Origin of the sequence: Acidiphilium iwatense (genome assembly GCF_021556475.1) — a bacterium.
Taxonomy (GTDB): Bacteria; Pseudomonadota; Alphaproteobacteria; order Acetobacterales; family Acetobacteraceae; genus Acidiphilium; species Acidiphilium iwatense.
The window spans coordinates 1-25,087 of record NZ_JAKGBZ010000003.1; the positions used below are offsets into that span (position 1 = coordinate 1).

At 67.5% G+C, this 25,087-nt stretch carries 22 protein-coding genes; 3 read left to right on the plus strand and 19 right to left on the minus strand.

What is annotated here, in order from left to right:
• Nucleotides 1-167 precede the first annotated feature (167 nt).
• Complete coding sequence (locus L2A60_RS02355) at nucleotides 168-551, minus strand: hypothetical protein (protein WP_235702768.1); 384 nt, start codon at nucleotides 549-551, stop codon at nucleotides 168-170.
• A 98-nt stretch (nucleotides 552-649) separates the two neighbouring features.
• Between L2A60_RS02355 and L2A60_RS02360 the strand changes: the two genes are divergently transcribed.
• The 3 genes from L2A60_RS02360 (at nucleotide 650) to L2A60_RS02370 (ending at nucleotide 3,831) form a co-directional block, all read left to right on the plus strand.
• Nucleotides 650-1,981: a DUF1800 domain-containing protein gene (locus L2A60_RS02360; protein ID WP_235702769.1), complete on the plus strand. Its 1,332-nt coding sequence runs from the start codon at nucleotides 650-652 to the stop codon at nucleotides 1,979-1,981.
• A gap of 10 nt (nucleotides 1,982-1,991) precedes the next feature.
• Nucleotides 1,992-3,173 carry a DUF1501 domain-containing protein gene (locus L2A60_RS02365; RefSeq protein ID WP_407932509.1) on the plus strand — a complete coding sequence of 394 codons (1,182 nt, stop codon included), beginning with the start codon at nucleotides 1,992-1,994 and terminating at the stop codon, nucleotides 3,171-3,173.
• A 349-nt stretch (nucleotides 3,174-3,522) separates the two neighbouring features.
• The gene (locus L2A60_RS02370; protein WP_235702771.1) at nucleotides 3,523-3,831 is read left to right on the plus strand and encodes a DUF3303 family protein; all 309 of its coding nucleotides are present in this window, start codon (nucleotides 3,523-3,525) and stop codon (nucleotides 3,829-3,831) included.
• Between the two features lie 44 nt (nucleotides 3,832-3,875).
• On the opposite strand, the gene rsgA is transcribed toward L2A60_RS02370, so the two are convergent.
• From rsgA to mraZ, 18 genes are all read right to left on the minus strand, one after another.
• Nucleotides 3,876-4,937, minus strand: a complete 1,062-nt coding sequence (rsgA, locus tag L2A60_RS02375) for a ribosome small subunit-dependent GTPase A (RefSeq protein WP_235702772.1) — start codon at nucleotides 4,935-4,937, stop codon at nucleotides 3,876-3,878.
• Between the two features lie 195 nt (nucleotides 4,938-5,132).
• The gene (locus L2A60_RS02380) at nucleotides 5,133-5,894 is read right to left on the minus strand and encodes an ion channel (RefSeq protein WP_235702931.1); all 762 of its coding nucleotides are present in this window, start codon (nucleotides 5,892-5,894) and stop codon (nucleotides 5,133-5,135) included.
• Between the two features lie 122 nt (nucleotides 5,895-6,016).
• Entirely contained in the window at nucleotides 6,017-7,564 is a 1,548-nt protein-coding gene (gene ftsZ, locus L2A60_RS02385) for a cell division protein FtsZ (protein ID WP_235702773.1), read from the minus strand.
• Nucleotides 7,565-7,628: 64 nt separating this feature from the next.
• Complete coding sequence (gene ftsA, locus L2A60_RS02390) at nucleotides 7,629-8,936, minus strand: cell division protein FtsA (protein WP_407932505.1); 1,308 nt, start codon at nucleotides 8,934-8,936, stop codon at nucleotides 7,629-7,631.
• Nucleotides 8,937-8,949: 13 nt separating this feature from the next.
• A complete protein-coding gene (locus tag L2A60_RS02395) occupies nucleotides 8,950-9,819 on the minus strand; it encodes a cell division protein FtsQ/DivIB (protein ID WP_235702774.1) in 870 nt (289 codons plus the stop codon).
• The gene (locus tag L2A60_RS02400; protein WP_235702775.1) at nucleotides 9,807-10,712 is read right to left on the minus strand and encodes a D-alanine--D-alanine ligase; all 906 of its coding nucleotides are present in this window, start codon (nucleotides 10,710-10,712) and stop codon (nucleotides 9,807-9,809) included. The genes L2A60_RS02395 and L2A60_RS02400 overlap by 13 nt, the downstream gene beginning before the upstream one ends.
• Nucleotides 10,709-11,638 carry a UDP-N-acetylmuramate dehydrogenase gene (gene murB, locus L2A60_RS02405; RefSeq protein ID WP_407932506.1) on the minus strand — a complete coding sequence of 310 codons (930 nt, stop codon included), beginning with the start codon at nucleotides 11,636-11,638 and terminating at the stop codon, nucleotides 10,709-10,711. Before murB ends, L2A60_RS02400 begins: the two co-directional genes overlap by 4 nt.
• Entirely contained in the window at nucleotides 11,635-13,074 is a 1,440-nt protein-coding gene (murC, locus tag L2A60_RS02410) for a UDP-N-acetylmuramate--L-alanine ligase (RefSeq protein WP_235702777.1), read from the minus strand. The genes murB and murC overlap by 4 nt, the downstream gene beginning before the upstream one ends.
• On the minus strand, nucleotides 13,071-14,177 hold the full coding sequence (gene murG / locus L2A60_RS02415) for an undecaprenyldiphospho-muramoylpentapeptide beta-N-acetylglucosaminyltransferase (protein WP_235702778.1): 1,107 nt from the start codon (nucleotides 14,175-14,177) through the stop codon (nucleotides 13,071-13,073). Before murG ends, murC begins: the two co-directional genes overlap by 4 nt.
• Entirely contained in the window at nucleotides 14,174-15,337 is a 1,164-nt protein-coding gene (locus L2A60_RS02420) for an FtsW/RodA/SpoVE family cell cycle protein (protein WP_235702779.1), read from the minus strand. The genes murG and L2A60_RS02420 overlap by 4 nt, the downstream gene beginning before the upstream one ends.
• Nucleotides 15,337-16,725, minus strand: coding sequence for a UDP-N-acetylmuramoyl-L-alanine--D-glutamate ligase (murD, locus tag L2A60_RS02425; protein WP_235702780.1), 1,389 nt, complete (start codon nucleotides 16,723-16,725; stop codon nucleotides 15,337-15,339). Before murD ends, L2A60_RS02420 begins: the two co-directional genes overlap by 1 nt.
• Nucleotides 16,722-17,810: a phospho-N-acetylmuramoyl-pentapeptide-transferase gene (gene mraY / locus L2A60_RS02430; RefSeq protein ID WP_235702781.1), complete on the minus strand. Its 1,089-nt coding sequence runs from the start codon at nucleotides 17,808-17,810 to the stop codon at nucleotides 16,722-16,724. Before mraY ends, murD begins: the two co-directional genes overlap by 4 nt.
• Nucleotides 17,810-19,165, minus strand: coding sequence for a UDP-N-acetylmuramoyl-tripeptide--D-alanyl-D-alanine ligase (locus L2A60_RS02435; RefSeq protein WP_235702782.1), 1,356 nt, complete (start codon nucleotides 19,163-19,165; stop codon nucleotides 17,810-17,812). Before L2A60_RS02435 ends, mraY begins: the two co-directional genes overlap by 1 nt.
• Complete coding sequence (locus L2A60_RS02440; RefSeq protein WP_235702783.1) at nucleotides 19,162-20,610, minus strand: UDP-N-acetylmuramoyl-L-alanyl-D-glutamate--2,6-diaminopimelate ligase; 1,449 nt, start codon at nucleotides 20,608-20,610, stop codon at nucleotides 19,162-19,164. Before L2A60_RS02440 ends, L2A60_RS02435 begins: the two co-directional genes overlap by 4 nt.
• 4 nt (nucleotides 20,611-20,614) lie before the next feature.
• Entirely contained in the window at nucleotides 20,615-22,732 is a 2,118-nt protein-coding gene (locus tag L2A60_RS02445; RefSeq protein WP_235702784.1) for a peptidoglycan D,D-transpeptidase FtsI family protein, read from the minus strand.
• A complete protein-coding gene (ftsL, locus tag L2A60_RS02450; RefSeq protein ID WP_235702785.1) occupies nucleotides 22,729-23,514 on the minus strand; it encodes a cell division protein FtsL in 786 nt (261 codons plus the stop codon). The genes L2A60_RS02445 and ftsL overlap by 4 nt, the downstream gene beginning before the upstream one ends.
• On the minus strand, nucleotides 23,511-24,452 hold the full coding sequence (gene rsmH, locus L2A60_RS02455) for a 16S rRNA (cytosine(1402)-N(4))-methyltransferase RsmH (protein ID WP_235702786.1): 942 nt from the start codon (nucleotides 24,450-24,452) through the stop codon (nucleotides 23,511-23,513). Before rsmH ends, ftsL begins: the two co-directional genes overlap by 4 nt.
• Complete coding sequence (gene mraZ / locus L2A60_RS02460) at nucleotides 24,449-24,907, minus strand: division/cell wall cluster transcriptional repressor MraZ (protein WP_235702787.1); 459 nt, start codon at nucleotides 24,905-24,907, stop codon at nucleotides 24,449-24,451. The genes rsmH and mraZ overlap by 4 nt, the downstream gene beginning before the upstream one ends.
• Nucleotides 24,908-25,087: the final 180 nt, after the last annotated feature.

A 25,087-nucleotide genomic window follows, 5' to 3' on the forward strand; every position in this document is an offset into this window, starting at 1 on the left:
TCGAGGCTGAGCTTCACCACATACTTCTTTACGGCACTTTGTTTCGCGGTCACGAACCATCTCCGTCGTTGCGGAGTCATCGAATCGAAGGTCCGCCGCAAAATCAATGACGGAGGGTACTAGGGTGTGTATCCAATGGCGGCGTGAGCCACCATTGGATACACACCCTAACGGAGCGAAACGATGGCCAGCACCAGGGTCAGTCCCGCGATCGCCGCGGTTGCATGAGCGGCGACCACAAACCCGGCTGGCCGACGACCGCGCCACGCCATGCCGGCCATACTCAAGCCGAGGCACAGGGCAACGCCGAGCAGGATTTCGGCTCCGATGCCAAAACCTCCGAGCCCCATGGACGCGATCGGTCGGTGCCGACCAAGGACGACGATGAGTGCTGCAAAACCCGCGGCACCGATCGCACCATGGATCATTTTGGCGATCCAGACCCAGGCGAAGCCGCTCCCGGCCATTTCCGTCCCGCGCAAATGACCGATCGCCAGACACCCCCCGAACAGGGCGGCGACCGTCAGGGTAGCGAACACAATGGTCATCATCGGGGCAGAATGCCGTCCTTGCCGTTCGGATCAAGACACGAGATCGCGCGTTTCGCTTCGCAACACTTCGCAACCGGCGAAACGGCTATGGGTCGCACATGGACAGCGAAACCGCCCACGCCATGATCCGCTTCGGATTCGGCACTGCGCCAGACCAGCCGCCACCTGCCGATGCGAAAGCGTGGCTCCATGCGCAGCTCAAAGATCCCGATCCGGCCCTTGCCGACCCGAGCTTCGCCGGCCTGCCCGGTGGTGCGTCAGCCCTCGCCGCGCGGCGCGACGATTTCAGGGAACGCAAGCGCATCCTCGCGGAGGGTAAACCGCTCAAGGGCAATTTCAAGCCGCGATCCCGCGCGATTTTTCTGCGCGAGGCCAAAACCCAGCTTGATTGGACGGTCAGCACCTCCGCACCGTTCCGCGAGCGGCTCGTGTGGTTCTGGGCCAATCATTTCACCACCTCGATCCGCCAGGGCGGCATCCAGCCGCTGGTCGGCGCCTTCATGCGCGAGGCGATCCGCCCGCACGTGACCGGAAAATTCACCGACATGGTGCTCGCCGCCGAGCGCCATCCGGCGATGCTGCTCTATCTGTCCAACGCGTTCTCGGTGGGGCCGGACAGCCAGGTCGGGCTGCACACCCGTCGCGGGCTGAACGAGAATCTCGGCCGCGAATGCATGGAACTCCACACCGTCAGCCTGCGCGCGCATTACACCCAGGTGGACGTGACCAGCATGGCCAAGCTGCTCACCGGCTGGTCGATCAACCCGGCGAAACAGCCGACCGGCTTCATGTTCCGCCCGTTCGCCCATGAACCCGGCCCGCAGACCGTGCTGGGCCGGCGCTTCCCGCCCGGCGAGCAGGGCGGGTTCGATGCGCTGAAATTCCTGTCCACCCATCCCTCGACCTGGCAATCGCTCGCGACCAAGCTCGCCCGGCATTTCTGCTCCGATAACCCGCCGCAGAGTGCGGTTGACAAATTGACATCGGTGCTGGCCGACACGCAGGGCGATCTCGGCACCACATCGGCCGCGTTAGTGGACATGCCGGAAGCCTGGACGCCATTGACCAAGGTGAAAACCCCATTCGATTACGTTATTTCACTCCTGCGCGCTTCCAGCATGACGACCATGCCGGCCGGATTCTATCTCGGCAGCCTGCGCAAGCTCGGCCAGCCGCTCTGGGCGGCCCCTTTGCCCAATGGTTGGTCCGATTACGGTGCGGACTGGACCGGATCGGATGCGGTGCTCGCCCGTATCGATTTCGGCTATACGATCGCCGCGCGCAATCATCGCGCCGCGCCGATGGATATCGCCCAAGCTGCGCTCGGACCGCTGCTGCGCCCGGCGACCGCGACCGCGATCGGCACCGCCGGCTCGCCGCGCGAAGCCCTGGCGATGCTGTTCTCAGCACCCGAATTCCAACGGAGATAAGGTGATGCCGATCGCGCTGACCCGCCGTGCAAGCCTGCTGGGGCTCGCCACCATCGCCGCCGCCGGACGCGCCCGGCTTGCCCTTGCGTCGGCGCCGACCGAGCAGCGCTTCGTCGTCGTCCTGCTGCGCGGCGCGCTGGACGGCATGGCCGCGGTGGTGCCCTATGGCGATGCCAATCTTGCGCGCCTGCGCGCGCCGCTGATTCCGGCAAAGGATGCACTGCTCGATCTCGGTGGATTCTTCGCGTTTCATTCGGCTCTCACGAACCTGCACAGGCTATATCGGAAGGGCGATGTGCTGCCGGTCCATGCGATCGCCGGGCCGTACCGCACGCGCAGCCATTTCGAGGCGCAGGATTTACTGCAAACCGGCGTCGATCAGGCCGGCATCACCTCGGGTTGGCTGAACCGGCTGATTGCCGAATTGCCGGCGGGCGGTGTCGCCGGGCGCGGGCTCGCCATCGGCATGGGAATGCCGCTTCTGCTGCGCGGGGCGGCGCGTGTCGGCTCCTACGCGCCCGCCGGTTTCGCCAAGCCCTCGCCCGATCTCTATGCGCATATCGCCGCGCTGAACCGGCCCGATCCGGTATTCGGCCCGGCGATTGTCGAAGGGCTGCGCTCGGCGCATCTCGACCACGCGACCCTCGATAACGCGACGATGGATGAATCGGGCAGCGTGCCGCACGGCTACGGGTTTCCCGTGCTCGCCCGCGCCACCGGCGCGCTGCTCGCGGCCAAGGGCGGTCCGCGCATCGCCGCGTTCCAGCTCGAAGGCTGGGACACCCACGGCAATCAAGTGGCGCTGCTGCACGAACCGCTCGCAGATCTCGATGCCGGAATCGCCGCCCTGCGCATCTCCCTCGGCCCGGCTTGGCAAACCACCACAATCCTGATCATCACCGAATTCGGCCGCACAGCGCGGATCAATGGCACACAAGGCACCGACCACGGCACCGCGACAGTGGCCTTCCTCGCCGGCGGGCTTGTCGCGGGCGGCCGCGTGCGCGCGACCTGGCCCGGTCTTGCCGATCGGCAATTGTTCCAGAACCGCGACCTCGCCCCCACCGCCGATATCCGCAGCCTCGCCAAGGGCGTGATCGCAGCCCAGTTCGGCCTTGATGCGGCGGCGCTGGCACGGGTGTTCCCGAACAGCGCCGACGCCGCACCGATGACAGGACTGCTCCGGGCTTAACGATCCCGCCTTCGCCGCTGCTGGGCCGTGATCGCGCGCCAGTGCCTGTGCTGGGCGGCTTCGGCACGCTTGCGTGGGCCGCTGGTTCCGCGATTTCTCATCCCGACGGATATTCGGAGCCGGCGGTGGCCAAGACCAGCCATTCCAACCCTAAATTGCGCAATAGGCCTTGCCTTGAGCCGAGCGTACATTCTACCGATGCAAAAAAATCGCTTCCAAATCGACCTTTCGAAGACTACCCTCCTCCAACCGGGCGGATTGCAGTTCTGACCGGAAAATGCCGGATGTTTTGCTGGCACGCTGCCGCCCCCCGAGACAGTTGCCCACAACCCAGAAGGGAGGCGTTCTCATGCGATTTCTGGTCAAGATTTCGTTTCCGGTCGAGACGGCCAATGCAGCCATAAAGAAGAATGGCTTGGCGGTGATCCGGCAGATTCTCGAACAGCAGAAACCGGAAGCCGCCTACTTCATCGCCGATGGCGGCCAGCGTACCGCCGTCCTGATCGTCGACATCGCCGCCGCCTCGGACATCCCGGCACTCGCCGAGCCATGGTTTCTGGCGCTGAACGCCAGCATCGAAGCAGTGCCAGCGATGACGCCCGAGGATCTCGAAAAGGCCGGACCGGCGATCGAGCAGGCGGTGAAGACGTACGGATAAGCCCCCGGCGCCGACGCCGCACCGATGACAGGACTTCTTCGCGCTTAACGATCCCGCTTTCGCCGCTGGGAAACCGCGATCGACCTCCAATGGCGGCGCCGTGCCGCCTCGGCGCGTTTGTCGCCGCGGCGTTCCAGCCATGCCAGTTCCCGGTTCAGCTTGGCGAAATCGCGCAACCGCCGCTCGCCGAGCGTGCCAGCCCCGATCGCGGCCTGCACCGCACATCCCGGCTCGTTTTCGTGCCGGCAATCGGTAAACCGGCAGGATTGTGCCAGTTCCGCGATATCGGCGAAGGCGTCGTCCAGTCCCTCGGCCTGCCATTGGGTGATCGCGCGGATGCCGGGCGTATCCAGCACCATGCCGCCGCCGGAGAGCAAAATCAGGTCGCGGCTGGTGGTGGTGTGCCGGCCGCGCCCGTTGATGTCGGTGATCTGGGTCGCCTGACGGTCCGTGCCCAACAAGCGGTTGGCCAAACTCGATTTGCCCACCCCTGACGAGCCGACCAGAAGTGCCGTCTGCCCCGGCGCGATCAGCACGCGCAAGGCATCGATGCCCTCGCCGGTCGCGTTCGACACCGGATGCACGGTAACGCCGGGCGCTTCGACGGCAAGTTGGTCGATCATCGGGCCGGCCATGCCGAGATCGGTCTTGGTCAGCACCACGAACGGCACCGCGCCGCTGCCCCAGGCGGCACCGAGCAGCCGTTCGAGCCGGCGCACACTGAAATCGGCATCCGCCCCGGTGACGATGAACACGTAATCCATGTTGGCGGCGACGATCTGCTCGCCCTTCGCGACATCGATGCGGGTGAGATCGCCCACCGCGCGGGCGAACTTGGTGCGGCGCGGCAGCACCGCATCGATCGTGGCAGCACCGCCCACGATACGCGCGGCGACGAAATCGCCGGTTATCGGCAGGCCTGACTCGTCCGCCTGATGGCGCAGCCGGCCGGAGACGGTGGCGGAGACAACACCGCCGGCCCAGGCCATTCGGTAATGGTCGCGATGATGGGCGACGATGCGTCCGGGGATGGTTTCAGAGTCGAAATTGGTCGTAAAATGCCGGGCGAGCGCGTCGCTCCACCCGAGATGGCCGAGTTCGTCCATGACGATTCAGGCTCCGTTCGAGAGCTATGGAAAACGGGCCTGAAAACTCTGCGGCGAAAACCGGTGAAAAATCAGGCGCGTGCGGATGCGACGGCAAATCCGTCGCCGGGGTGATGCACAATCGCTGTCATGGTCACCTCCATCGGCCTGAGTGCGAGAATTCTATACTGGAGGATTCCGATGGTATTGTCGAGATCATTCGATAATCTGATGGAACTGCGTGTAGTCGATCGCAAAACTGCCATCTGGTGCGCGGTCGAAAATATCGGCGAAATGCACGCCGAATCGGACATCGCCGGCGCCATAGGCATTGCGCGCGACCACGGTGGCCAGCAGCGTGTCGTCGAGGCCGGTCAGCACGCAGAGAAAAATCATATTGCCCTGCTGCATCGCCGCGAGATCGACCCCGAACAGTGGGCTTGCCTCGGTGATCCGGTGCATCACCGTCCACGACAAGGCGAAAGCGGGCGAATACGCGCGTTCCAGCGCGAGGTCGATCAGCCGGCGCATGGTGTTGCCGTCCTCGTCCTCCTCGTCGCGCAGCAGCGTCACGCTGATCCGCGCATCGGTGAGCAGGTTGCGCCGCTGGTTGGCGACGCGGAACATCAGGGTCGGCACGCCCTGATAGGGATGCACGACGGCGATGCGCGAGAAGATCACCCGCGCCTGCGGGCGCGACAGGCGCGCGAACAACAGGCCGGTGGCAAGCGCCGTGGCCAGCAGGCCGAAAATGATCTCGATACTCGCAACGGAATTGGCGAGGACCGATTTCGGATACAGCGCGCCATAACCGGTCGTCGAAAACGTCTGCACCGAAAAGAATACGCCGTCGCCGAAATCGCCCGGCCGCGCGCCGGCGACGCCGCCGATGATGGTATAGATCGTGCCGAAAACCAGGTTGATCAGAACGATGGTCGCGGCCATCAGCCCGAGCAGGGCCGAAAGCCGCATCGTCATCAGCACGTGGAACAGGTCGCCGAAGCCCTGGCGCGCCAGGCCGCGCCGCTCGATACGCCGAAGCTGTTCGGCGGAAAACGGCGCCAGAGGCTTGCTCCGGCGCCGCCGTCTTGGTTTCGCTGTCAGGATTGCTGCCGGCGGAGGAAAGCCGGAATGTCGATCCCGATTTCCTCGTTTTGCGCGAGACGCACCGCCGGGCGCGGCTCGGGCTGCTGGATATGCGCGGGCTGCGTGTGCGGCATCGGCGCCTGCTGGTGCTGATGCATCGCCGGCGCGGGTGGCTGATAATGCGGCGCCGCCGGCTCCTGCGGCATAACATAGGCCGGTTGGGCGACCGCGCGCGGCTGCGGCTGCGGTTCGACCGGCTGCGGCGCCGCGGCATTGCGGAACCCCTGGGTCATCCGGCTGAACAGGCTGCCCTTGCGCGCGGGTTCGGCGGCCGGGGCGCGCACCGGCTCGCGATACGCCGCCGGCGCGGAGATCGGCGTGCGCATCACCGGTTCGGCCGGCGCCGTCACCGGTCCCTGCTGCAGCGGTTGTTGCAGCAGACCCTGGGGCGGCATCGGGTGATGCGATACCACATTGAGCATCGGCGGCTGTTGCGGCGCCTGTGCTGTGCTCATGCCGGCCACCGCGTCGATCATCGCATTGCCGCCGCCCACCGCGACCAGCTTCGGCCGCTCGGCCTGTGCCGGGCTCGCCGTGTCGATGCCGGTCGCGACGACGGAGATTCGCACACGGCCGCCCAGATTGTCATCGAGCGCCATGCCGACCATGATGTTCGCGTCCTCGTCCACTTCCTCACGGATGCGGTTCGCCGCCTGATCCAGTTCGAACAGCGTGAGGTCCGAGCCGCCGGTGATGTTGATCAGCAGCCCGCGCGCGCCCTTCATGTTGGTGTCTTCGAGCAGTGGGTTGGAAATCGCCGCCTCGGCGGCGCGGATCGCGCGATCCTCGCCATCGGCCTCGCCGGTGCCCATCATCGCCTTGCCCATTTCGGACATCACCGAGCGGATATCGGCGTAGTCGAGATTGACCATGCCCGGCACCACCATCAGGTCGGTCACGCCGCGCACCCCCATGTAGAGCACATGGTCGGCCATCTCGAAGGCTTCCTTCCAGCCGGTGCGCTCGTTCGCCACCTTGAACAGGTTCTGGTTCGGAATGACGATCAGGGTATCGACGTAGCTCTGCAATTCGTTGATGCCGTCCTCGGCCGATTTCAGCCGGCGCTTGCCTTCGAAGGCGAACGGCTTGGTGACCACACCGACGGTCAGGATGCCGCGTTCGCGCGCCATCCGCGCGATCACCGGCGCCGCCCCCGTGCCGGTGCCGCCGCCCATGCCGGCGGTGATGAACACCATGTGCGCGCCGTCGAGATGCCGGGCGAGATCGTCGGCGGCTTCCTCGGCCGAGGCCTTGCCGATTTCCGGCCGCCCGCCCGCGCCATTGCCCTGGGTGATGTGCGGCCCGAGCTGGATGCGCCGCTCGGCGCGCGAGAGCAGCAATTGCTGCGCATCGGTGTTGGCGACGACAAAATCCACCCCCGGAAGGTTGAGCGCGATCATGTTATTGACCGCGTTCGTGCCGCCGCCGCCCACGCCGATCACGGTGATCCTTGGGGTGAAGTCGGTATGGCTGGTCTTCTGGATCGTCAGGTTGAGGGTCATGACAGCGTCTCCTTGCAGGCGAGCGTGAAGCGTTTCGTGGATTTGCGGGGGCTGGGGCGCGCCATCACACGCGCTCCTTGAGGTAATTGAGAACGCGGCCGAACACGCCGCGCGGCGCCTCGGCGGTGAAGTCGATGTCGTGCATGGTCTGGCCATCGCCGCTGGCGAAGGCAAGCAGCCCGATCAGCGTCGCGAAATTCGATCCGGTCGCGGCATCCGGCAGGCCGATCACGCCGAACGGACGACCGAGTCGGACCTGACGGTTCAGGATATGCGCGGCCAGCTCCCGCGCGCCGACCAGTTGCGCGGCGCCACCGGTCAGCACCACGCGCGCCCCGGCGGCGCGGCCGAGGCCGGAGGTTTCGATCCGGTCGCGCACCAGTTCGAAAATCTCCTCAAGACGCGGGCGAATGATCGAGACCAGCGCGCTGCGCGGTACTTTCGCGATCTGATGCTCCGCCTCGCCCACCAGCGGCACCGGCAGCAATTCGCGCGCATCGTCCGGGCTTTCCTGGCAGGTGCCGTAAAGCGTCTTCAGCCGCTCGGCGTGAGCAACCTGGGTCGAAAGCAGCCGCGCGACATCGTTGGTGACGTGAATCCCGCCCACCGGCAACTGGGCGGTGTGCAGCACCTGGCCCTCGGCGAACACCGCGATCGTGGTGGTACCGCCGCCCATGTCGATCACCGTCGCACCCAGCTCGCGCTCGTCCTCCACCAGGGTGGCGAGACCCGAAGCAAACGGTGCCGACGCCATCGACGCGATATCGAGTTCGCAGCGCCCGAGGCAGGCGGTGATGCTCTTGATCGCGGTGGTCGCGGCATCGACCACGTGGAGCTGCGCGGTCAGCGTGTCGCAAAAGAGTCCGCGCGGATCGGCGATGCCCACGGTCTCGTCGGTCGCGAAATTGAGCGGCAGCGCGTGGATCGTGCCCCGCCCTTCCGAGGCCGCGCGCGCGCGCGCCTCGCGCACCACGCGGCGAATGTCGTCCTCGGTGACGGCGCGGCCGTCGATCGGCCATTGCACGTTGAACAGCCGGCTCTCCGGCTGACCACAGGACAGATTCACCACCACCGATTTGAGCCGCATATCGGCTTGGTCCTCGGCCGCGCCGACGGCGGCGCGAATCGCGCGCTCCGCCTCATCGAGATCGACGATGCCGCCGGATTTCACGCCCCTGCCCTTCTGCCAGCCGAAGCCGAGCGCGCGCAGCCGGCCGTCGCTTTCGGCGCGGCCGATCAGGCAGGCGATCTTGGTCGAGCCGATATCCAGCACGCCGAACGGGCCGGAGCGCGCCGGCCGGGGTCGCGCCTCGGCGGGCCTTGCCATGCCGTTCTGCGGCGGAAGCGCCCCGCGCCGCGACAAATCGTTCATGCCGCGCTCCTTTTCATGATTTATGCCCCGATGGCTTGGACTCCGCCCCGGTGACGAACCCGTTGGGATAGGGACGCACCACCAGTCGGTCGGCGAGTCGGAGGTCGATCGTTCTAACTGGGCGTTCGAGCAGCTTGATTCTGTCCTCCGCGCGCATCAGCGTGGCCATTGCCGCCGCGACATGCCGGTCCGGCAGTTTGATGGTGGCGTGGTCGCGCAGCAGAAGATTCCAGCGCAGATCGTCGATCCGCTCGGCGGCGACGACGCGTTTGCCGATCGTGGGAAACCGCGCGAGCAATGCGAGCAGCACCTTGGCATGGACGGGAACGCCGGCACCGACCAGCAACGGCAGTCCGGGGTCGCGCGCGCGCGCCGCCGCCGCGTCATGATCGGTCAGCACCGCGCCGTTCGCGCCGATCAGGGCGAAGCTGTTATCGGACCTCTGCCAGATCGCGACCGGCCTGCGCTCGACGATGGCGACGCGCACCGTGTCGGGCAACAGCCGCTCCACCACGGCACTTTTCACCGGACCGAGTGCCGCGACGCGCGAAGCGGCCGCCTCCGGCGAGAAGCCGAGAATCGGCGCGCCCCGGCGCACGCCGAGCGCAGCCTCGACGACATGATCCGGCGTGGTGGTGGCGCCTTCGATCTCAATATGCTCGACCCGGAATCCGATATCGGCAAGCCCGCGCGACGCCGCATCGCGCAGCGGCCGGGCGAGATCCGCGACGCCGCGCACCCCGAGCGGCACGGCAACCAGTGCTAACACGACAACGCCGATCAGGAGTGCTGGTTTGCCGGACTTGCGCAGCCGGCGCAGCAACAGGGTGCGCGGCCTTGGCCGGTCCTGGATTTTCGGCTTGCGGGATTTCACACGCGGCATGCGGCGTGCTCCACCATCCAGGCGCACAGCGCGGGAAAATCGATGCCGCACAACGCCGCCTGTTCGGGCAACAGCGAGGTCACGGTCATGCCCGGCTGGGTATTCACTTCTAACAATACCAACCGGTCCGCCGCGTCATCGTAACGAAAATCCGCGCGGGACGCACCCCGGCAGCCGAGCGCGCGATGCGCCGCGACCGCGACATCCTTGGCCCGCGCGGTGATATCGGGCTTGACGCGGGCCGGCACTTCATGGCGCGAACCGCCTTCGGCGTATTTGGCGTTGTAGTCGTAGAATCCATCGGCGATGATTTCGGTCACCGCCAACGCGCGATCGTCGAGCACGGCGACGGTGAGTTCGCGGCCCGCGATATATTCCTCGGCCATCGCGATATCGCCGAATCGCCAGTCGCGCGCGATGTCGGCACGGCGATTATCGCCGTTCCTGATGATGAACACGCCGACCGACGAGCCCTCGTTCACCGGCTTGATCACGTAGGGCCGCGGCAGCGGATCGGCCTCGGCCAGTTCGTCGATCGGCACGATGCGGTGCTGCGCCAGCGGCAATCCGGCGGCGGCGAAAACCGCCTTGGCGGCGGATTTGTCCATCGCCATCGAGGAGGCGCGCACGCCGGAATGGGTGTAGGGAATGCCCATATAGTCGAGCACGCCCTGGATCGTGCCGTCCTCGCCGAATCTGCCGTGCAGCGCGTTGAACACCGCATCCGGCGCGGGTGTCAGCGCGGCGATGACCGCGCCGAGATCGCGCCCGACTTCGACCGGAACGACATCGTAACCGGCAGTGCCGAGTGCGGCGATCACTTGCCGCCCGGTGGCAAGGCTGACTTCGCGCTCCGCCGAAATGCCGCCATGCAGGACCGCGACGCGCTTCATGGCGCACCCCGCCCAGGGATGCCGATGCGCTTGATTTCCCAGATCAGCGCAATGCCGGTCTCGGCGAGCACGCGGGCGCGCACCGCTTCGCCCAGGGATTCGAGATCGTCTGCCGTCGCGCCGCCGCGATTGATCAGGAAATTGCAGTGCATTTCCGAAACCTGCGCATTGCCGACCACCATGCCGCGGCACCCGGCCTGGTCGATGAGTTGCCACGCTTTATGACCTTCGGGATTGCGGAAGGTCGAACCGCCGGTGCGCGCGCGGACCGGCTGGGTTGCCTCACGGCTGGTCTTGATCTTGGCCATTGTCGCGGCGATCGCGGCCGGATCGCCGAGGCGGGCGTGCAGCCGCACCCGGACCACGACGCCGCCGGGCGGCAGGCTCGCATGGCGATAGGATAGCGCAAGATCGGCTTCGGTATAGCGGGCGATCGTGCCATCGCGACCGATGATCTCGGCCCAGTCGAGCACGGCGCGAATTTCGCTGCCATAGGCACCGGCATTCATCGCAACGGCACCACCCAGCGAGCCGGGAATTCCCGACAAAAATTCAAGTCCCGTTAGATTAGCCGATGCCGCGTGTTCGGCGATGGCGGCATCGAGCGAAGCCGCCCCTGCGATCACGCCGTCGGCTTCGACGACAACATCGCCGAAGCCGCGCGCAAGTTTCACCACGACGCCCGGAATCCCGCCGTCGCGGATGATCAGGTTCGATGCCGCGCCGATCACGGTAACCGGCAGTTCCGGCGGCACATCGCGCAGGAACGTCGCGAGATCCTCCGCATCGGCCGGACGGAACAGAACCTCGGCGGCACCGCCGACGCGGAACCATGTCGTCCGCCCTAACGTCGCGTCAAAGCCGATCCGGCCGCGCACGGCGGGCAGCGCATCGCGCCAGTCGGTGCGCGCTTCGACGGCCATCATCGGAAACCGCCGGCGCCGCGGCGGGTATTTTCGGCCAGCGCCTGCAACTGGTGCGGCAGCGCCTGCGCCCATTGGGTGATGTTGCCCGCGCCAAGGCAGACCACATAGTCGCCGGTGCGCGCAATTGCGTTGACCATTTCGGCGAGGTGATCCGGGCTCGCCAGCGGCACCACCGAACGATGCCCGCGCGCGCGCAACCCTTCGACCAGCGCGTCGCGATCCACTCCCTCGATCGGCTGTTCGCCCGCCGGATAGACATCGGCGACAATCACGGTCCCCGCATCGTTCATGCAGGTGCAGAATTCCTCGAACAGCGAGGCGAGCCGCGTATAGCGGTGCGGCTGCACCACCGCGATCACGTCCCGCGCGCCGGCCTGTCGCGCCGCCTTCAGCACGGCAGCGATCTCGACCGGATGATGGCCGTAATCGTCGATCACCGTGATCCCGTCAACCTCGCCAGTTTTGGTGAACCGCCGCTTCACGCCACGGAAACTCGCGAGGGCCGCGCGCATATGGACCTCGGGAACCTCCATCTCGACCCCGATGGCGATGGCGGCAAGCGCATTCTGCACGTTATGATTGCCCAGCATCGGCAGGCGGAACGGTCCCATCCGGCGCGACTTGCCTCCGACGCGGTCCGACAGGCGCACCTCGAACGTGGCACCGTTGCGGTCGGACATGATCCGCTCCGCGCGCACATCGGCCTGCGGGGAAAATCCGTAGGTAATCAGACGATGATCGGAAAGATCTGGGATCATCTGCTGCACCGAGGGATGGTCGATGCACAGCACCGCGAACCCGTAGAACGGGATGTTCGCGACGAACTGCCGATAGCCCGCCTCCATCGCGGCGCCAGTGCCCCAGTGGTCGAGATGCTCGGGGTCCATGTTGGTCACGACGGCGATCACCGAAGGCAGACGCAGGAAGGTTCCATCGCTCTCGTCGGCCTCGACGACCATCCAGTCGCCCGCGCCTAACCGCGTGTTGGTGCCGTAGGCGTTGATGATGCCGCCATTGATCACGGTGGGATCGAAGCCCGCCCCTTCGAGCACGGCGGCGACGAGGCTCGTCGTCGTCGTCTTGCCATGGGTGCCGCCGATCGCGACGGACCAGCGCAGCCGCATCAGCTCGGCGAGCATTTCCGCGCGCCGCACCACGGGAATCAGCTTGCTCCGCGCGGTCGCCACTTCGGGATTGTCGCGCGGCACGGCGGTCGAGACCACCACCACCTGCGCCGCGCCGAGATTGGCGGCATCGTGACCGATCGCGACCGGAACCCCGACATCGCGCAACCGCGCGACATTGGCATTCTCCGCCATGTCCGAACCCTGCACCGAATAACCGAGATTGTGCAGAACCTCGGCGATGCCGGACATGCCGATGCCGCCGATGCCGACGAAGTGGATCGTGCCGATGCTGAGCGGCATCGCCCTCATGACACGCGCTCCGCGATGCAAGCCTGCACGAGATCGGCAAGGCGCATGGCCGCATCGGCGATTCCGGCCTTGGCCGACGCCTCTGCCATCGCCACCAGACGGTCGGGCTCATCCAGCAAAGTCTCGATCGCGCGCGCCAGAATCGCCGGGGTCGCCGCCGCCTGATCCAGCCGGATCGCGCCGCCCGTGCGCGCCAGCGCATCGGCGTTATGGCGCTGATCGTCATTGATCGCGAGCGGGATGAAAATCGCCGGCCGGCCGATCACCGCAAGCTCGGCAACGGTCGATCCGCCCGCCCGCGCGATGACGAGATGCGCCGCCGCGATCCGTTCTGCGACATCGCTGAAGAACGGCGCCACCTCATGCACGATTCCGCTGCCATTGAGCACTTGCCGAGCCGCGTCGATTTCACCTTCGGGGCACTGCATTACGAGCTCGATGCGTCGGCGCAGCTCCTCCGGCAGCAATGCGAGCGATGCCGGGATCAGCGTCGCGAAAATCCGTGCCCCCAGCGACCCGCCCAGCACGAGCAGACGGATTTTTTGCTCCGGCGCTGCGTAGAATGCGCCCGCGAGCGCCGTCACTGAAGGACGCACCGGATTGCCGGTCAGCGTCGTTTTGATCTTTCTTGGAATCGTTGCGGTTGTTGCGAAACTCACCGCCAGACGATCGGCAAAGCGCGCGAGCAGCCGGTTGGCACGGCCGAGCACCGCGTTCTGGTCGTGCAGGATAACCACCGGCCGGTCGCGCAGCCCCAGCGTCGCGAGCACTGGCGGCACCGAGGGATAGCCGCCGAAGCCGACCAGCGCCGCGGCATCCAGACCCGCGAGTATCCGCCGCGCCACGCGCGTTCCCCGCGCGAGTTGTAGCATCCCGGAGGCCATGCGCGCCGGCCCGCGACCCGCGAGTCCCGCACCTTCGACGATATGGCGCTCGCAGGCGGCGAAAACCGGCGAGTCCGAAGCGCCCGAGCGCGCATCGGTCATCAGCACGACGCGTTCGCCGCGCGTCATCAGGGCATCGGCCAGCGCCTCGGCCGGGAACATATGCCCGCCCGTGCCGCCAGCCGCGATAACGATGGGTTTGAGCATCGGCGCCCTCATGAAGTGTGATCCTGTGCGCCAAAGCCGGTGCCGAATTCGGCGCTGCGTTCCGCATGATGCCGCTTGCGCGTCAGTGCCAGCAGAAATCCCATATGCAGCCCGACCGCGAGCACCGCCGAACCGCCATAGGAAATGAACGGCAAGGTCATCCCTTTGGTCGGAATCAGCGACAGCGACGACGCCATGTTGATAAAGGCCTGCAGCCCGAAACTCGCGAGCAACCCCGATGCCGCGAGCGCCACGAATAGATCGGTCTCGCGCAGCACGCGGGCGAGGCCGCGCAACACGATCACCGCGAACACCAGAACGATGCCGAGGCAGACGATGAGTCCGAATTCCTCGCCGGCCACCGCGAACACGAAATCCGCCCGCGCATCCGGCAGGTAATGCTTCACCTGCCCCTCGCCCGGACCACGCCCCCACAACCCGCCATTGCCGAACGCCGACAAGGCGGTGATCGCCTGATACGCCTTGTCCTTGGTGGGGTGCAGGAACAGCATCACCCGCATATGCACATGGGCGATGAACTCGAAGGCGGCGAAGCCGGCGGCTCCGAAGCCGATCACCGCGATGCCGACCCAGAACAGATCGAGCCCGTCGAGAAACAACTGCACGAAGAAGGTCGACGCCACCAGCGCGGTCGAGCCGACATCGGGCTGGCGCAGCAGAATCAGCAGAACCAGGCCGTTCAGGCCGAGTGCGGCGAACAGGCCGGGAAATCCGGGCGTGCGGCGGCGCTCGGCGAGCAGCCACGCCGTCGCGACGATAAGCGCCGGCTTGAGGAATTCCGAAGGCTGGATGGTGAAGCCGGGCAGCGAAATCCAGCGCCGCCCGCCGTCGATCGTCACGCCATGAACCAGCGTGAATCCGGTCAGGAGCAGAAAGACGATGCCGATGCCGAGTGCGGCGAGCTTGACCTGCTTCAAATCGAGCATCGAGGTGCCGACCATGAGGACGGCGCCGGTCGCGAGATAGACAATCTGCTTGATCATCACCAGGGTGCGCGGATCGGACAGTGCCAGATTGGTCGCCGGCGTCGCCGCGAGGGCGAGCACATAGCCGATGCCGACCAGGAGGATCAGCGCGGTGAGCATCACCCGGTCCACGCTCCACCACCAGCGCCCGACGATCGAGGTATCCGCGCGCGACAGAACCGGCATCAGCGCGCCTCCGCGAAATTGCCGAGGGCGCGCGCAAGTTCTGCGAATCGGTCGCCCCGCGCGCCGTAATTGGCGAACTGATCGAAGCTCGCCGCCGCCGGCGAAAGCAGAACCGTCTTCACCCCGCGCGCCCGCGCATGGCCGAACGCCGCCGGCACCGCGCGGTCGAGGGTTTCGGCGATATCGTAGGAAACGCCGTGCGCTTCGAGGGTTTTCGCGAATGCCAAGGCATCGCGGCCGATCAGCAGCGCGTGGTCAATGCGCGGAAACCATGGCGCCAGCGACTCGATTCCGCCTTCCTTGCCGATCCCGCCCGCGATCCAGACGATGCGGTCATGGCAATCGAACGCGCGGGCGGCGGCGTCCGCATTGGTCGCCTTGCTGTCGTCGATGAACGCCACGCCGTCGACGGTCGCGATCAGCGCCTGACGATGCGGCAGGCCGGGAAAACTCGCCAGCGCCAGCGCAATCGTCGCGCGCTTCACGCCGAGGAAAAGCGCTATCGCCGCCGCCGCCGCCGCGTTCTGCGCATTGTGCGAACCGGGCAATGCGTGTGCCCGCGCAAGATCGGCGATCACGCCCTGATGATCGCGCAGCACCCGTCCTTCGGCGCAAACATCGGCGTGAGCAGCACCCGAAATGCGGATCAGCCGCGCGGGCGATGCCGCGATGCGCGACGCCAGCGCGCGCGAGGGCTCGTCGTCGATTCCGATCACCGCGACATCGGCGCCGGTCTGGCGCGCAAAAATCGCTGCTTTTGCAGCTTCGTATCCGGCCATGTTGCCATGGCGGTCGAGGTGGTCTTGCGTAATGTTCAGCATCGCGGCTGCATCGAAGCGCATCGTCGCGATTCGCTCCAACATGTAGCTCGACATTTCGAGCACATAAATTCCGTGATCGGGCAGCAGCGGCAGCGCGAGTGCGGCGGGACCGAGATTGCCGCCGGCCGCAACCGGAATCCCCGCCGCGCCGATGATGTGCGCGAGCAGCGCCGTGGTCGTCGATTTGCCGTTGGTGCCGGTGATGCCGGCGAACCGCGCGCGGCTGCCGGCGGCGCGCGCCGCGCGATACAGCAGCTCGACGTCGGACAGGATCGGCACGCCGCGCGCGCTGGCCGCGGCCGCTTCGGGATGCGGCGCGGGCAGGCGATGCGGAATCCCCGGCGAGAGAACCAGCGCATCGAGCGTCGCCGATTCGCTTGGCGGTACCAGCACAATTCCGGCGGAAGCGGCGGCGTCCCGCTTGGCCGCATCGTCGTCCCACGCGGTCACATCGGCGCCCATCGTGGCGAGCGCGGTCGCCGCCGGCAAGCCATTCTGGCCAAGGCCAAGAACGGCGAAGCGTCGGCCCGCGAACACAAGCGGCCAGGATGTCGCGGCGCCGGTCATCGGATTTTCAGGGTCGCCAGCCCCGCCAGCGCCAGGATCATCGCGACGATCCAGAAGCGGATGACGATGGTGGGTTCGGCCCAGCCCTTCTTTTCGAAATGATGGTGCAGCGGCGCCATCAGGAACACCCGCCGCCCGGTGCGCTTGTACCAGAACACCTGGACGATCACCGATACGGTCTCGACCACGAACAGCCCGCCGGTGATCGCCAGCACGATCTCGTTCTTGGTCGCGACCGCGACCGAGCCGAGCGCGCCGCCTAGGGCGAGCGAGCCGGTATCGCCCATGAACACCGCCGCCGGCGGTGCATTGAACCACAAAAAGCCAAGCCCCGAGCCGATCAATGCCGCGCAGAACACCGCGAGTTCGCCGGTGCCGGGGACGAAATTGATCTGCAGATAATGCGCGAAAATCCGGTTGCCGACCAGATACGCAATCAAGGCAAATACACTGGCCGCGATGATGGTCGGCACGATGGCAAGCCCGTCCAGCCCGTCGGTGAGGTTCACCGCATTGGAGGCGCCCATCATCACGACCATGGCGATCAGCGGAAATGCCGCGCCGAACGGGATCATCAGATGCTTGAACACCGGCACGGCGAGATCGTCGGCGATCGCGGCGGGCATCAGCCGGGTGATCCACACCGCCGCACCCAGGCCGAGCAGCGCCTGCACGAACAATTTCACCCGCCCCGGCACGCCCTTGGTGTTGCGCTTGGTCAGCTTGCGGAAATCGTCGGCGAAACCGAGCGCCCCGTAGCCGATGGTGACCATCAGCACCGCCCAGACGTAGCCGTTCCGCAGATCGGCCCAGAGCAGAGTGGAAACCCCGAGCGCGATCAGAATCAGCACGCCGCCCATGGTGGGCGTGCCTTTCTTTTCGAGCAGATGGCGCTCCGGCCCGTCGAGCCGGATCGGCTGTCCCTGGCGCTGGAGCGATTTCAGCCAGCGGATCAGGCGTGGGCCGAGCAGAAAACTCACGATCAGCGCGGTGATGCAGGCGCCCCCCGCGCGGAACGTGATGTAGCGGAACAGATTGAGCGCGTGAAACGCGGCGACATGGGGGAGAAGCAGCGCGTAGAGCATCAGGTGTGCCCCTCCAGCGCCGCGACGATCGCGCGCATTCGCGACCCCAGGCTGCCCTTGATCAACACCGCATCGCCGTCGCGCAGAGCGGCGCGGACCAGTGGCGCCAAAGCCCCGGAATCCGGCGCCCACGCGCCCTGAATTCGCGCGGGCAGATCGTCGAACATCGTGCGCATATGCGGCCCGCAGGCAAACACCAGATCGGCGGTCTCGCCGACCGGCTGAGCAAGATCGCGATGCTCGGCTTCCGCGAAATCGCCGAGTTCCAGCATGTCGCCCAGCACCACCACGCGCCGCCCCGTTTGCAGGGCCAGCACGCCGAGCGCCGCGCGCACCGAAGCGCCGGAGGCGTTATAGCTTTCGTCGAGCATGGTGATCGTCGCGCCGCCGACGGCGACGGACCGGCGCGCGCCGCGCCCAGCGAGCGGCGCGAAACCGTCGAGCGCCGCAGCCGCCGGTTCGGCATCGAGCCCGAGCGCCGCAGCCGCCGCCAGCGCCGCGACCGCGTTCATCGCCATGTGTCGTCCGGGGGCGGCGAGCCGGAACCGCACCACGCGGCGCAGGATATTCGCGGTGACGTCCACGCCATCCGCATCGCTTTCGGCTTCGATCAGCCGTGCTTCGGCCAGCGCCTGGGTGCCGAAGGAAATGATCGTCGTCCCGTCCGGCGCGCGGCGGGCGAGGCGCGGCAGATGCGGCCCGCGCGGCAGCACCGCAGCGCCACCCGGCACCAGCCCGCGCAGCAGTTCGGCTTTCTCGTCGGCGATCGCCTCGATCGAGCCCATCAGCCCGATATGCGCGGCCTCGACCGTGGTGATCACGCCGACATGGGGACGCGCCATTTCGGCGAGCGGTGCGATTTCACCCGGATGGTTCATGCCGATCTCGACCACGGCGAACGCCGCGTCGCGCGGCAGGCGGGCCAGGGTCAGCGGCACGCCGATATGGTTGTTGAACGAGGCTTCGGCGGCATGAACAGGTCCGAATGCGCCGAGAATGCGCCGCAGCATTTCCTTGGTGGTCGATTTGCCGACGCTGCCGGTCACGGCGGCGACGCGGGCCGATGAACGCGCCCGCGCGAATTCGCCCATCCGCCCGAGTGCGACAAGCGTGTCCTCGACCACCAGCGCCGGTCCGGTACCGACGTCGCGCGACACCAGCGCGCCGGCAGCGCCCCTCTGCTCCGCATCGGCGACGAAATCATGCCCGTCGCGCGCGGCCTCCAGGGCGACGAATAGATCGCCTTGCGTCAGGGCGCGGGAATCGATCGCAATCCCATCCGCCGCGAAACCGCCGCGCAGGAAGTCGCCGCCTGTGGCGATCGCCAGATCCGCCTCGGTCCAGAGCGCGCTCATCCCACGAGTTCCCGGATGACCGAGGCATCGTCGAACGGAAGCACGGCATTGCCGACAATCTGCCCCTGCTCGTGCCCCTTGCCGGCAACGGCGAGCACATCGCCAGAGCACAGGAGCGAAATTCCGGCTTCGATCGCGATGCGCCGGTCACCGATTTCGATGGCATCCGGGCAAGCCGCCAGAATTGCCGAACGGATCGTGGCCGGGTCTTCGCCGCGCGGATTGTCGTCGGTGACGATGGCGATATCAGCCGCGCGCGCCGCGACCTCACCCATCAGCGGGCGCTTGCCGCGATCGCGATCGCCGCCGGCGCCGAACACCAGGATCAGCCGTCCCGAAGCGTGCGGGCGCAATGCGGCGAGCAGCCGCTCCAGCGCGTCCGGGGTATGGGCGTAATCGACATAGGCGGCAGCCCCGTTGGCCAGCACGGCGGCGCGTTCCAGCCGGCCGCGCACCGGCGCGAGTGCGGCCAGATGATCGAGCGCCGCATCAATGCCGGTCGCGCGCGCGAGGGCGGCCGCAAGCAGCGCGTTGTCCGCCTGGAACCGGCCGGGCAACGGCAGCACGATCTCGCGCACGGCGCCATTCGCCGCGATGGCCAGGGCCTGCCCCTCGGGCAGCGGGCGCGCTTGCATCAGCCGGATCGCGGTCCCGCCCTCGCCCACGGTCATGAGGTCGAGATGGCGGCGCCGCACGATATCGCGCAGTGCCGCGAGGGTTTCGGCATCCAGATCGGCCATCGCCGCGACCGGCGCGCCTTGTGCCAACAGTTCGGCGAACAGGCGCAATTTCGCCGCGCGATAGGCCGCCATGTCGCCGTGGTAGTCGAGATGGTCGCGGGTGAGGTTGGTGAAGGCGGCGCCGGCGAGGCGCAGCCCGTCCAGCCGGTGCTGATCGAGCCCGTGCGACGAGGCTTCCAGGGCGACATGCTCGATCCCCGCCGATTTCAGCCGCGCCATGGTCTCGGCCAGACTCACCGGATCGGGGGTGGTGAGGTTGGCACCGGGCGGAAACCCGTGCGCGATCAGCCCGAGCGTGCCGAGCGAGGCGGCGCTTCGCCCCGCCATGGTCATGATCTGGCGCAGGAAATCGACGGTCGAGGTCTTGCCGTTGGTGCCGGTCACCGCGAGGATGGTGCGCGGCATCGGCCCGGCGAGCAGGGCCGCGATCTCGGCCAGTCGCCGGCGCGGCTCGGGATCGGCCAGAAGCGGACGCGGCGGCGTGCAGGCCGGCCACGCCGTCCCCTCCGGCGCCAGCACGGCAGCGGCCCCGCGCGCCACCGCATCGGCGATGAAGGCGCGGCCATCCGCTCGCGCGCCAGGCAGGGCGGCGAAGATCATGCCGGGCCGCACCGCGCGGCTATCCGCCGTGATGCCGGTGATCTCGGCATCGGCACCGATAACCCAGTCGGGCGGCGACGGCGCTGCGCGGGCGAGCCGGGTCATCAGTTCATCCCCTCGCACGTCGCACCGGACGGTCGGTATTCATGGTCTGGTGCGACATCGCTCCCGCGCCGAGCAGCGGAACCGATCGCGGCGGCGCCGCATGGGTGCTGATCGTCTCCGGCGCCGGACCAAGCGGCTGCCAGAATTCGGTGCGCGCCAATGCGGCGTCGTGCGCCGCCGCGTCGATCGCGGCGGGCGGCTTCCGCCCCGCCAGGATATAGGCGTATTTGCTGGCACCGGGCGGGAACGGATGTCCCGGCCCCAGTGCCAACCGGCCCGGCGGCGCCGGAGGATCGAGCGGAATCGCGAGCTTATCCTGCGCCTCGGTAAGTGCCTCGCCCGAAAGCGGCATGATCCCCAGCATCGGCCCGATCCGCGCGATGATCCGCGCCACCGCCGGGGCGGCGACATAGCCGCCGGTGGTGAAGCCGTAGCAGAACGGCATCATCTTCTTGGTCGCGTGCGGGTGCAGCACCACCACATAGATCACGTAGCGCGGGTGGTTCATCGGGAAGGCCGCCATGAACGAGGCGTTGTTCAGATGCTTGCGATAGGCGCCGTTCTTGCCCACCACCTGCGCCGTTCCGGTCTTGCCGCCGACCAGATAGCCCGGCACCCTGGCATAGACGCCGGTGCCGTTCTTCGCCACCACCACGTTGCGCATCAGCTTGCGCATCAGCAGCGAGGCGCGCTGGCTCATCACCCGTACCCCTTCGGGCGGCGGCGCGCCGGGTTGCCCCGCGACCAGCGAGGGTGGATACCACACCCCGCCATTGACCACCGGCACCACCGAGGAAATCAGCTGCAGCGGCGACATGGCAATGCCGTTGCCGAAGCTCACCGTCATGGTGGTGAGCAGCTTCCAGCTCGATTTCGGGTGATAGATCGCCGGCTGCGCCTCGGGCAACTGGATGTCGGGCCTGCGGAAATAGCCGAGTTTCTTCAGCCACGCGCGCTGGATCTCCGGCCCCAGGATGGTCGCGATCCGCGAGGCGCCGATATTCGACGACACCGCCAGGATATGCGGCACCGCGAGCCAGATATGCACCGGTTCGAAATCGGTGACGGTGAAACGCCCGACATGTAGCGGATGGGACGTATCGAACCTGTCCCAGTAATGGATCATGCCGGAATTGAGCGCCATCGAGATCGTCATCAGCTTGAACACGCTGCCCGGCTCGTAATCGCCGGAAACGCAGCGGTTGAACCGCGCATCGGCCGGTGCCGAGCCAAGCTGGTTGGCGTTGTAGTCCGGCACGCTCGCCATCGCGAGCACCCGCCCGGTCCGCACCGACATCACGATGCCGCAGGCGCCGCGCGCATCCCAGTCGGTCATCGCCTTCATGATTTCCTGGCGGACGATTCCCTCGGCGCCGATATCGATCGACAGGCGCAGGGGCCGCGCCGGTTCGCCGGTCATGCGCGTGTTGTAATACGCCTCGATCCCGGCGATCCCGCGCTGATCCGGCGTCACCCCGCCCAGGATATGCGCGGCGAGATCGCCCTCGGGGTAGTGCCGGTGCTCGATATTCTCGAAATAGATGCCGGGAATGCCGAGCCGGTTGATCGCGAGTTCCTGTGCCGAGGTCAGCCCGCGATCGAGATAGACGAAATCGCGCTTGCGGTCGGCCATGCGGTGTTCGAGCCAGGCGGGATCGAGACCGGGAATCGTCCGCGCGATCAGCCGGGCGGCCAGCGCGGGATCGGCCACCTGCTTCGGATTGGCGTAAAGTGCGGCACCCGGCAGCGAGACCGCGAGGATCACGCCGTTGCGGTCGGTGATTTCCGCACGCGCCGGCGGCGGCAGGGCGATATTGGTACGCGGGGTTTGCGCCGCGATCGCCGCCGCATCGGGCTTCAGCGGATGGATCACCGACACATCGACCAGCCGCCCCGCCAGCACGGCGAACAGGAGCGAAAACCCGAGCAGGCCGATCATCAGCCGCTTCTGCAGCACGCCGAGCGCGGCGCGGCGGGCGAGATCGGGGGTGGTGATCCGCACATGCTCCATGCGCGGCGTCGCACCCTGCTCGGCCGCGCCGCGCCGCCGCGCGGCACCCCATGGTTCGGCACGGCGCAGCCCGTTGGGCGGTGGTTGGTCCGGCGATGGCGCCCTGGTCACGGAACGGTCCCGCCGGCCGGGCGCGGCGGCGGCAGATTGGCGGCGTAGCCGCCGAACACCGATTGCGGCGCCGAGGGCGCGGAGACCGGTTCCGAGCGCGGCACTGCCGGCTGGACCGGTGCAGGATGCGCGGTGATCGTCATGACCCGTGCGCCCATCGGGCGAACCGCCCGGCGCGGCGGCGCCAGGACCGACTGGCCGATGGGCATCGGGCGGTCAACCGCAACGCGGTGCATCGGGTTCGGGTGAACCGGCGGGTGGGCCGTCGTCGAATGGACAACCGGGCGCACGGTCCGCAGCGCGACGTGCCGGATCGAAGGCGCCGCGGCGCGATGCACAGCGGCGGGACTCGCCGCCGCCAGTTGGGCTGGTGCGGCGGATCGCGGCGCGGACGCCGGCGGCTGCGCCGAAGCGACCGGCCCGGCCGGCACGGCAACGTTCGGCACCTGATCCGGCAAAGGCGGCGGCAGCGGCAGGCTGGGCACCGCGGTTCCGGGCGGCGGCAGCCGATCCGCCAGCTGCGACCAGGTGACCAACTGGTCCGGCGCCATCGGCTTCAACGCCGGCAGGAACATCGCGGCGAGCCGCGCCAGCCGGTTCGGATCGGTCTCCAGTGCCCATTCGGCGCGGAGCACGCGAATCCGCTGCTCGGAGGCACGGATCTGCGCGGTCACCCCGCCGATCTGCCGGTCGAGCTGCTCGGCGCGGTGCTTGACCACGAACATCCACGCCCCGGAGGACAGAGCGAGCGCGAAGCTGACGAAGGTGACCGGGCGGATCATGCGGCGAGCCGTTCGATGGCGCGCAGCCGCGCCGAGCGCGCGCGGGGGTTGGCGGCGGCTTCGGCGGCGCCGGGTGTCACCACGCCCTTGGTCAGGGACCGGAACGCGGGTTTCGCGCGCGCCGTCAGACCCGAGGGATCGTGCCGCGATGGCGACGCGATCCGGCCGCAGGCCGCGTTCATGAAGCGCTTGACCACGCGATCCTCCAGCGAATGAAACGACACCGCGACCAGCCTGCCGCCCGGCGCCAGCAGCGTGGCCGCCTGGGCGAGGCCGCGTTCGATCTCGGCGAGTTCCTGGTTCACCTCGATGCGCAGCGCCTGAAAACTGCGCGTCGCCGGGTCAATGCCGGATTTGTCCTTCCGCACCACGCCGCGAATCACCGCGGCGAGATCGGCGGTGGTTGCGAATTTCGTCTCCGCCCGGCGTGCGACGATGGCGGCGGCGATCCGGCGCGAGGCGCGTTCCTCGCCGAATTGATAGAGAATATCCGCGAGTTCGGCTTCCGGCCGGGTGTTCACCACATCGGCGGCGGTCTCTCCGGCCGCCCCCATACGCATGTCGAGCGGTCCGTCGGCACGGAACGAGAAGCCGCGCGCGGGATCGTCGAGCTGGAACGACGACACGCCAAAATCGAACACCGCGCCGTCGAGCGACGCCACCCCCACGTCGCCCAGCAAGTCAAGCAGATCGCCGAACCGCCCTTCGATCAGATGCAGCCGGTCGGGATGGCGTGCGGCGAGCGCGGCACCGCGCGCGATCGCCGCCTTGTCGCGGTCGATCGCCCACACCGTGCAGCGTGCCGCCTCGAGAAGCGCAGCACTATAGCCGCCGCCGCCAAACGTGCCGTCGAGATAGGCGCCGCCGTCGCGCGGCGCGAGCAGGGCCACCGCCTCGCTGCGCAGCACGGGGATATGACCCGATGCCGGCCGGGTCATGGTGAAACCCCCGCCGGCAGAGTCAGGCCACGCGCACGGGCGCGCTCCCGCGCTTCCTCGCGCCGGCGCGTCGCCGCTTGCGGCTCCCAGATCTGAAAAATCCGGCCGAGCCCCATGAACACCACGCTATCGGCAAGTCCGGCATGGGCGACCAGCGGCTCGGGCAGCAGGATGCGGCCTTCCTTGTCGGCGTCCAACGGGTAGGCATCGGCGTAGATCGCGGCGGCCATGTCGTCATGGGCCTCGCTGAACAGGTCGAGACCCTGCAATTGTTCGGCCAAAGTCTCGAACACCGGCGCGGGCCAAGCCTCGATGCAGGCGTGCTTGTGGGACGGCCGCAGGATCAGCCCGGTTGCTTCACCGTCCTTGCGGAGCATCGCGCGGAACGTGGCCGGGACGGAAACCCGCCCCTTGGCGTCCAGCCGGTTCTGATGGGTGCCGAGAAACTGGCTCATCCGGCTCTGTCGCGGTCCCTTCGTCTCGCCTGTTGCGCCTCGCTGTCAGCGTCCCGATGCCAGGCCAAAACCTACGCACCCGAATCGCTATGGGTTGACATGGGATATCATGGGCGAACATGGGCGTCAAAGGGATTCGACCGTCGGGATCACGGTATTTGCAGATTAGCAGGGCAACAA

Coding starts and splice junctions, on each gene's coding strand:
- L2A60_RS02370 (WP_235702771.1), top strand. CDS start 3,523: ATGCGATTTCTGGTCAAGATTTCGTTTCCGGTCGAGACGGCCAATGCA.
- L2A60_RS02395 (WP_235702774.1), bottom strand. CDS start 9,819: ATGCCGCGTGTGAAATCCCGCAAGCCGAAAATCCAGGACCGGCCAAGG.
- L2A60_RS02420 (WP_235702779.1), bottom strand. CDS start 15,337: ATGCCGGTTCTGTCGCGCGCGGATACCTCGATCGTCGGGCGCTGGTGG.
- murG (WP_235702778.1), bottom strand. CDS start 14,177: ATGAGGGCGCCGATGCTCAAACCCATCGTTATCGCGGCTGGCGGCACG.
- rsmH (WP_235702786.1), bottom strand. CDS start 24,452: ATGACCCGGCCGGCATCGGGTCATATCCCCGTGCTGCGCAGCGAGGCG.
- ftsZ (WP_235702773.1), bottom strand. CDS start 7,564: ATGACCCTCAACCTGACGATCCAGAAGACCAGCCATACCGACTTCACC.
- murD (WP_235702780.1), bottom strand. CDS start 16,725: ATGACCGGCGCCGCGACATCCTGGCCGCTTGTGTTCGCGGGCCGACGC.
- ftsL (WP_235702785.1), bottom strand. CDS start 23,514: ATGATCCGCCCGGTCACCTTCGTCAGCTTCGCGCTCGCTCTGTCCTCC.
- mraY (WP_235702781.1), bottom strand. CDS start 17,810: ATGCTCTACGCGCTGCTTCTCCCCCATGTCGCCGCGTTTCACGCGCTC.
- L2A60_RS02435 (WP_235702782.1), bottom strand. CDS start 19,165: ATGAGCGCGCTCTGGACCGAGGCGGATCTGGCGATCGCCACAGGCGGC.
- murB (WP_407932506.1), bottom strand. CDS start 11,638: ATGATGGCCGTCGAAGCGCGCACCGACTGGCGCGATGCGCTGCCCGCC.
- mraZ (WP_235702787.1), bottom strand. CDS start 24,907: ATGAGCCAGTTTCTCGGCACCCATCAGAACCGGCTGGACGCCAAGGGG.
- L2A60_RS02440 (WP_235702783.1), bottom strand. CDS start 20,610: ATGACCCGGCTCGCCCGCGCAGCGCCGTCGCCGCCCGACTGGGTTATC.
- rsgA (WP_235702772.1), bottom strand. CDS start 4,937: ATGGACGAACTCGGCCATCTCGGGTGGAGCGACGCGCTCGCCCGGCAT.
- L2A60_RS02400 (WP_235702775.1), bottom strand. CDS start 10,712: ATGAAGCGCGTCGCGGTCCTGCATGGCGGCATTTCGGCGGAGCGCGAA.
- murC (WP_235702777.1), bottom strand. CDS start 13,074: ATGAGGGCGATGCCGCTCAGCATCGGCACGATCCACTTCGTCGGCATC.
- ftsA (WP_407932505.1), bottom strand. CDS start 8,936: ATGAACGATTTGTCGCGGCGCGGGGCGCTTCCGCCGCAGAACGGCATG.
- L2A60_RS02355 (WP_235702768.1), bottom strand. CDS start 551: ATGATGACCATTGTGTTCGCTACCCTGACGGTCGCCGCCCTGTTCGGG.
- L2A60_RS02360 (WP_235702769.1), top strand. CDS start 650: ATGGACAGCGAAACCGCCCACGCCATGATCCGCTTCGGATTCGGCACT.
- L2A60_RS02380 (WP_235702931.1), bottom strand. CDS start 5,894: ATGACGATGCGGCTTTCGGCCCTGCTCGGGCTGATGGCCGCGACCATC.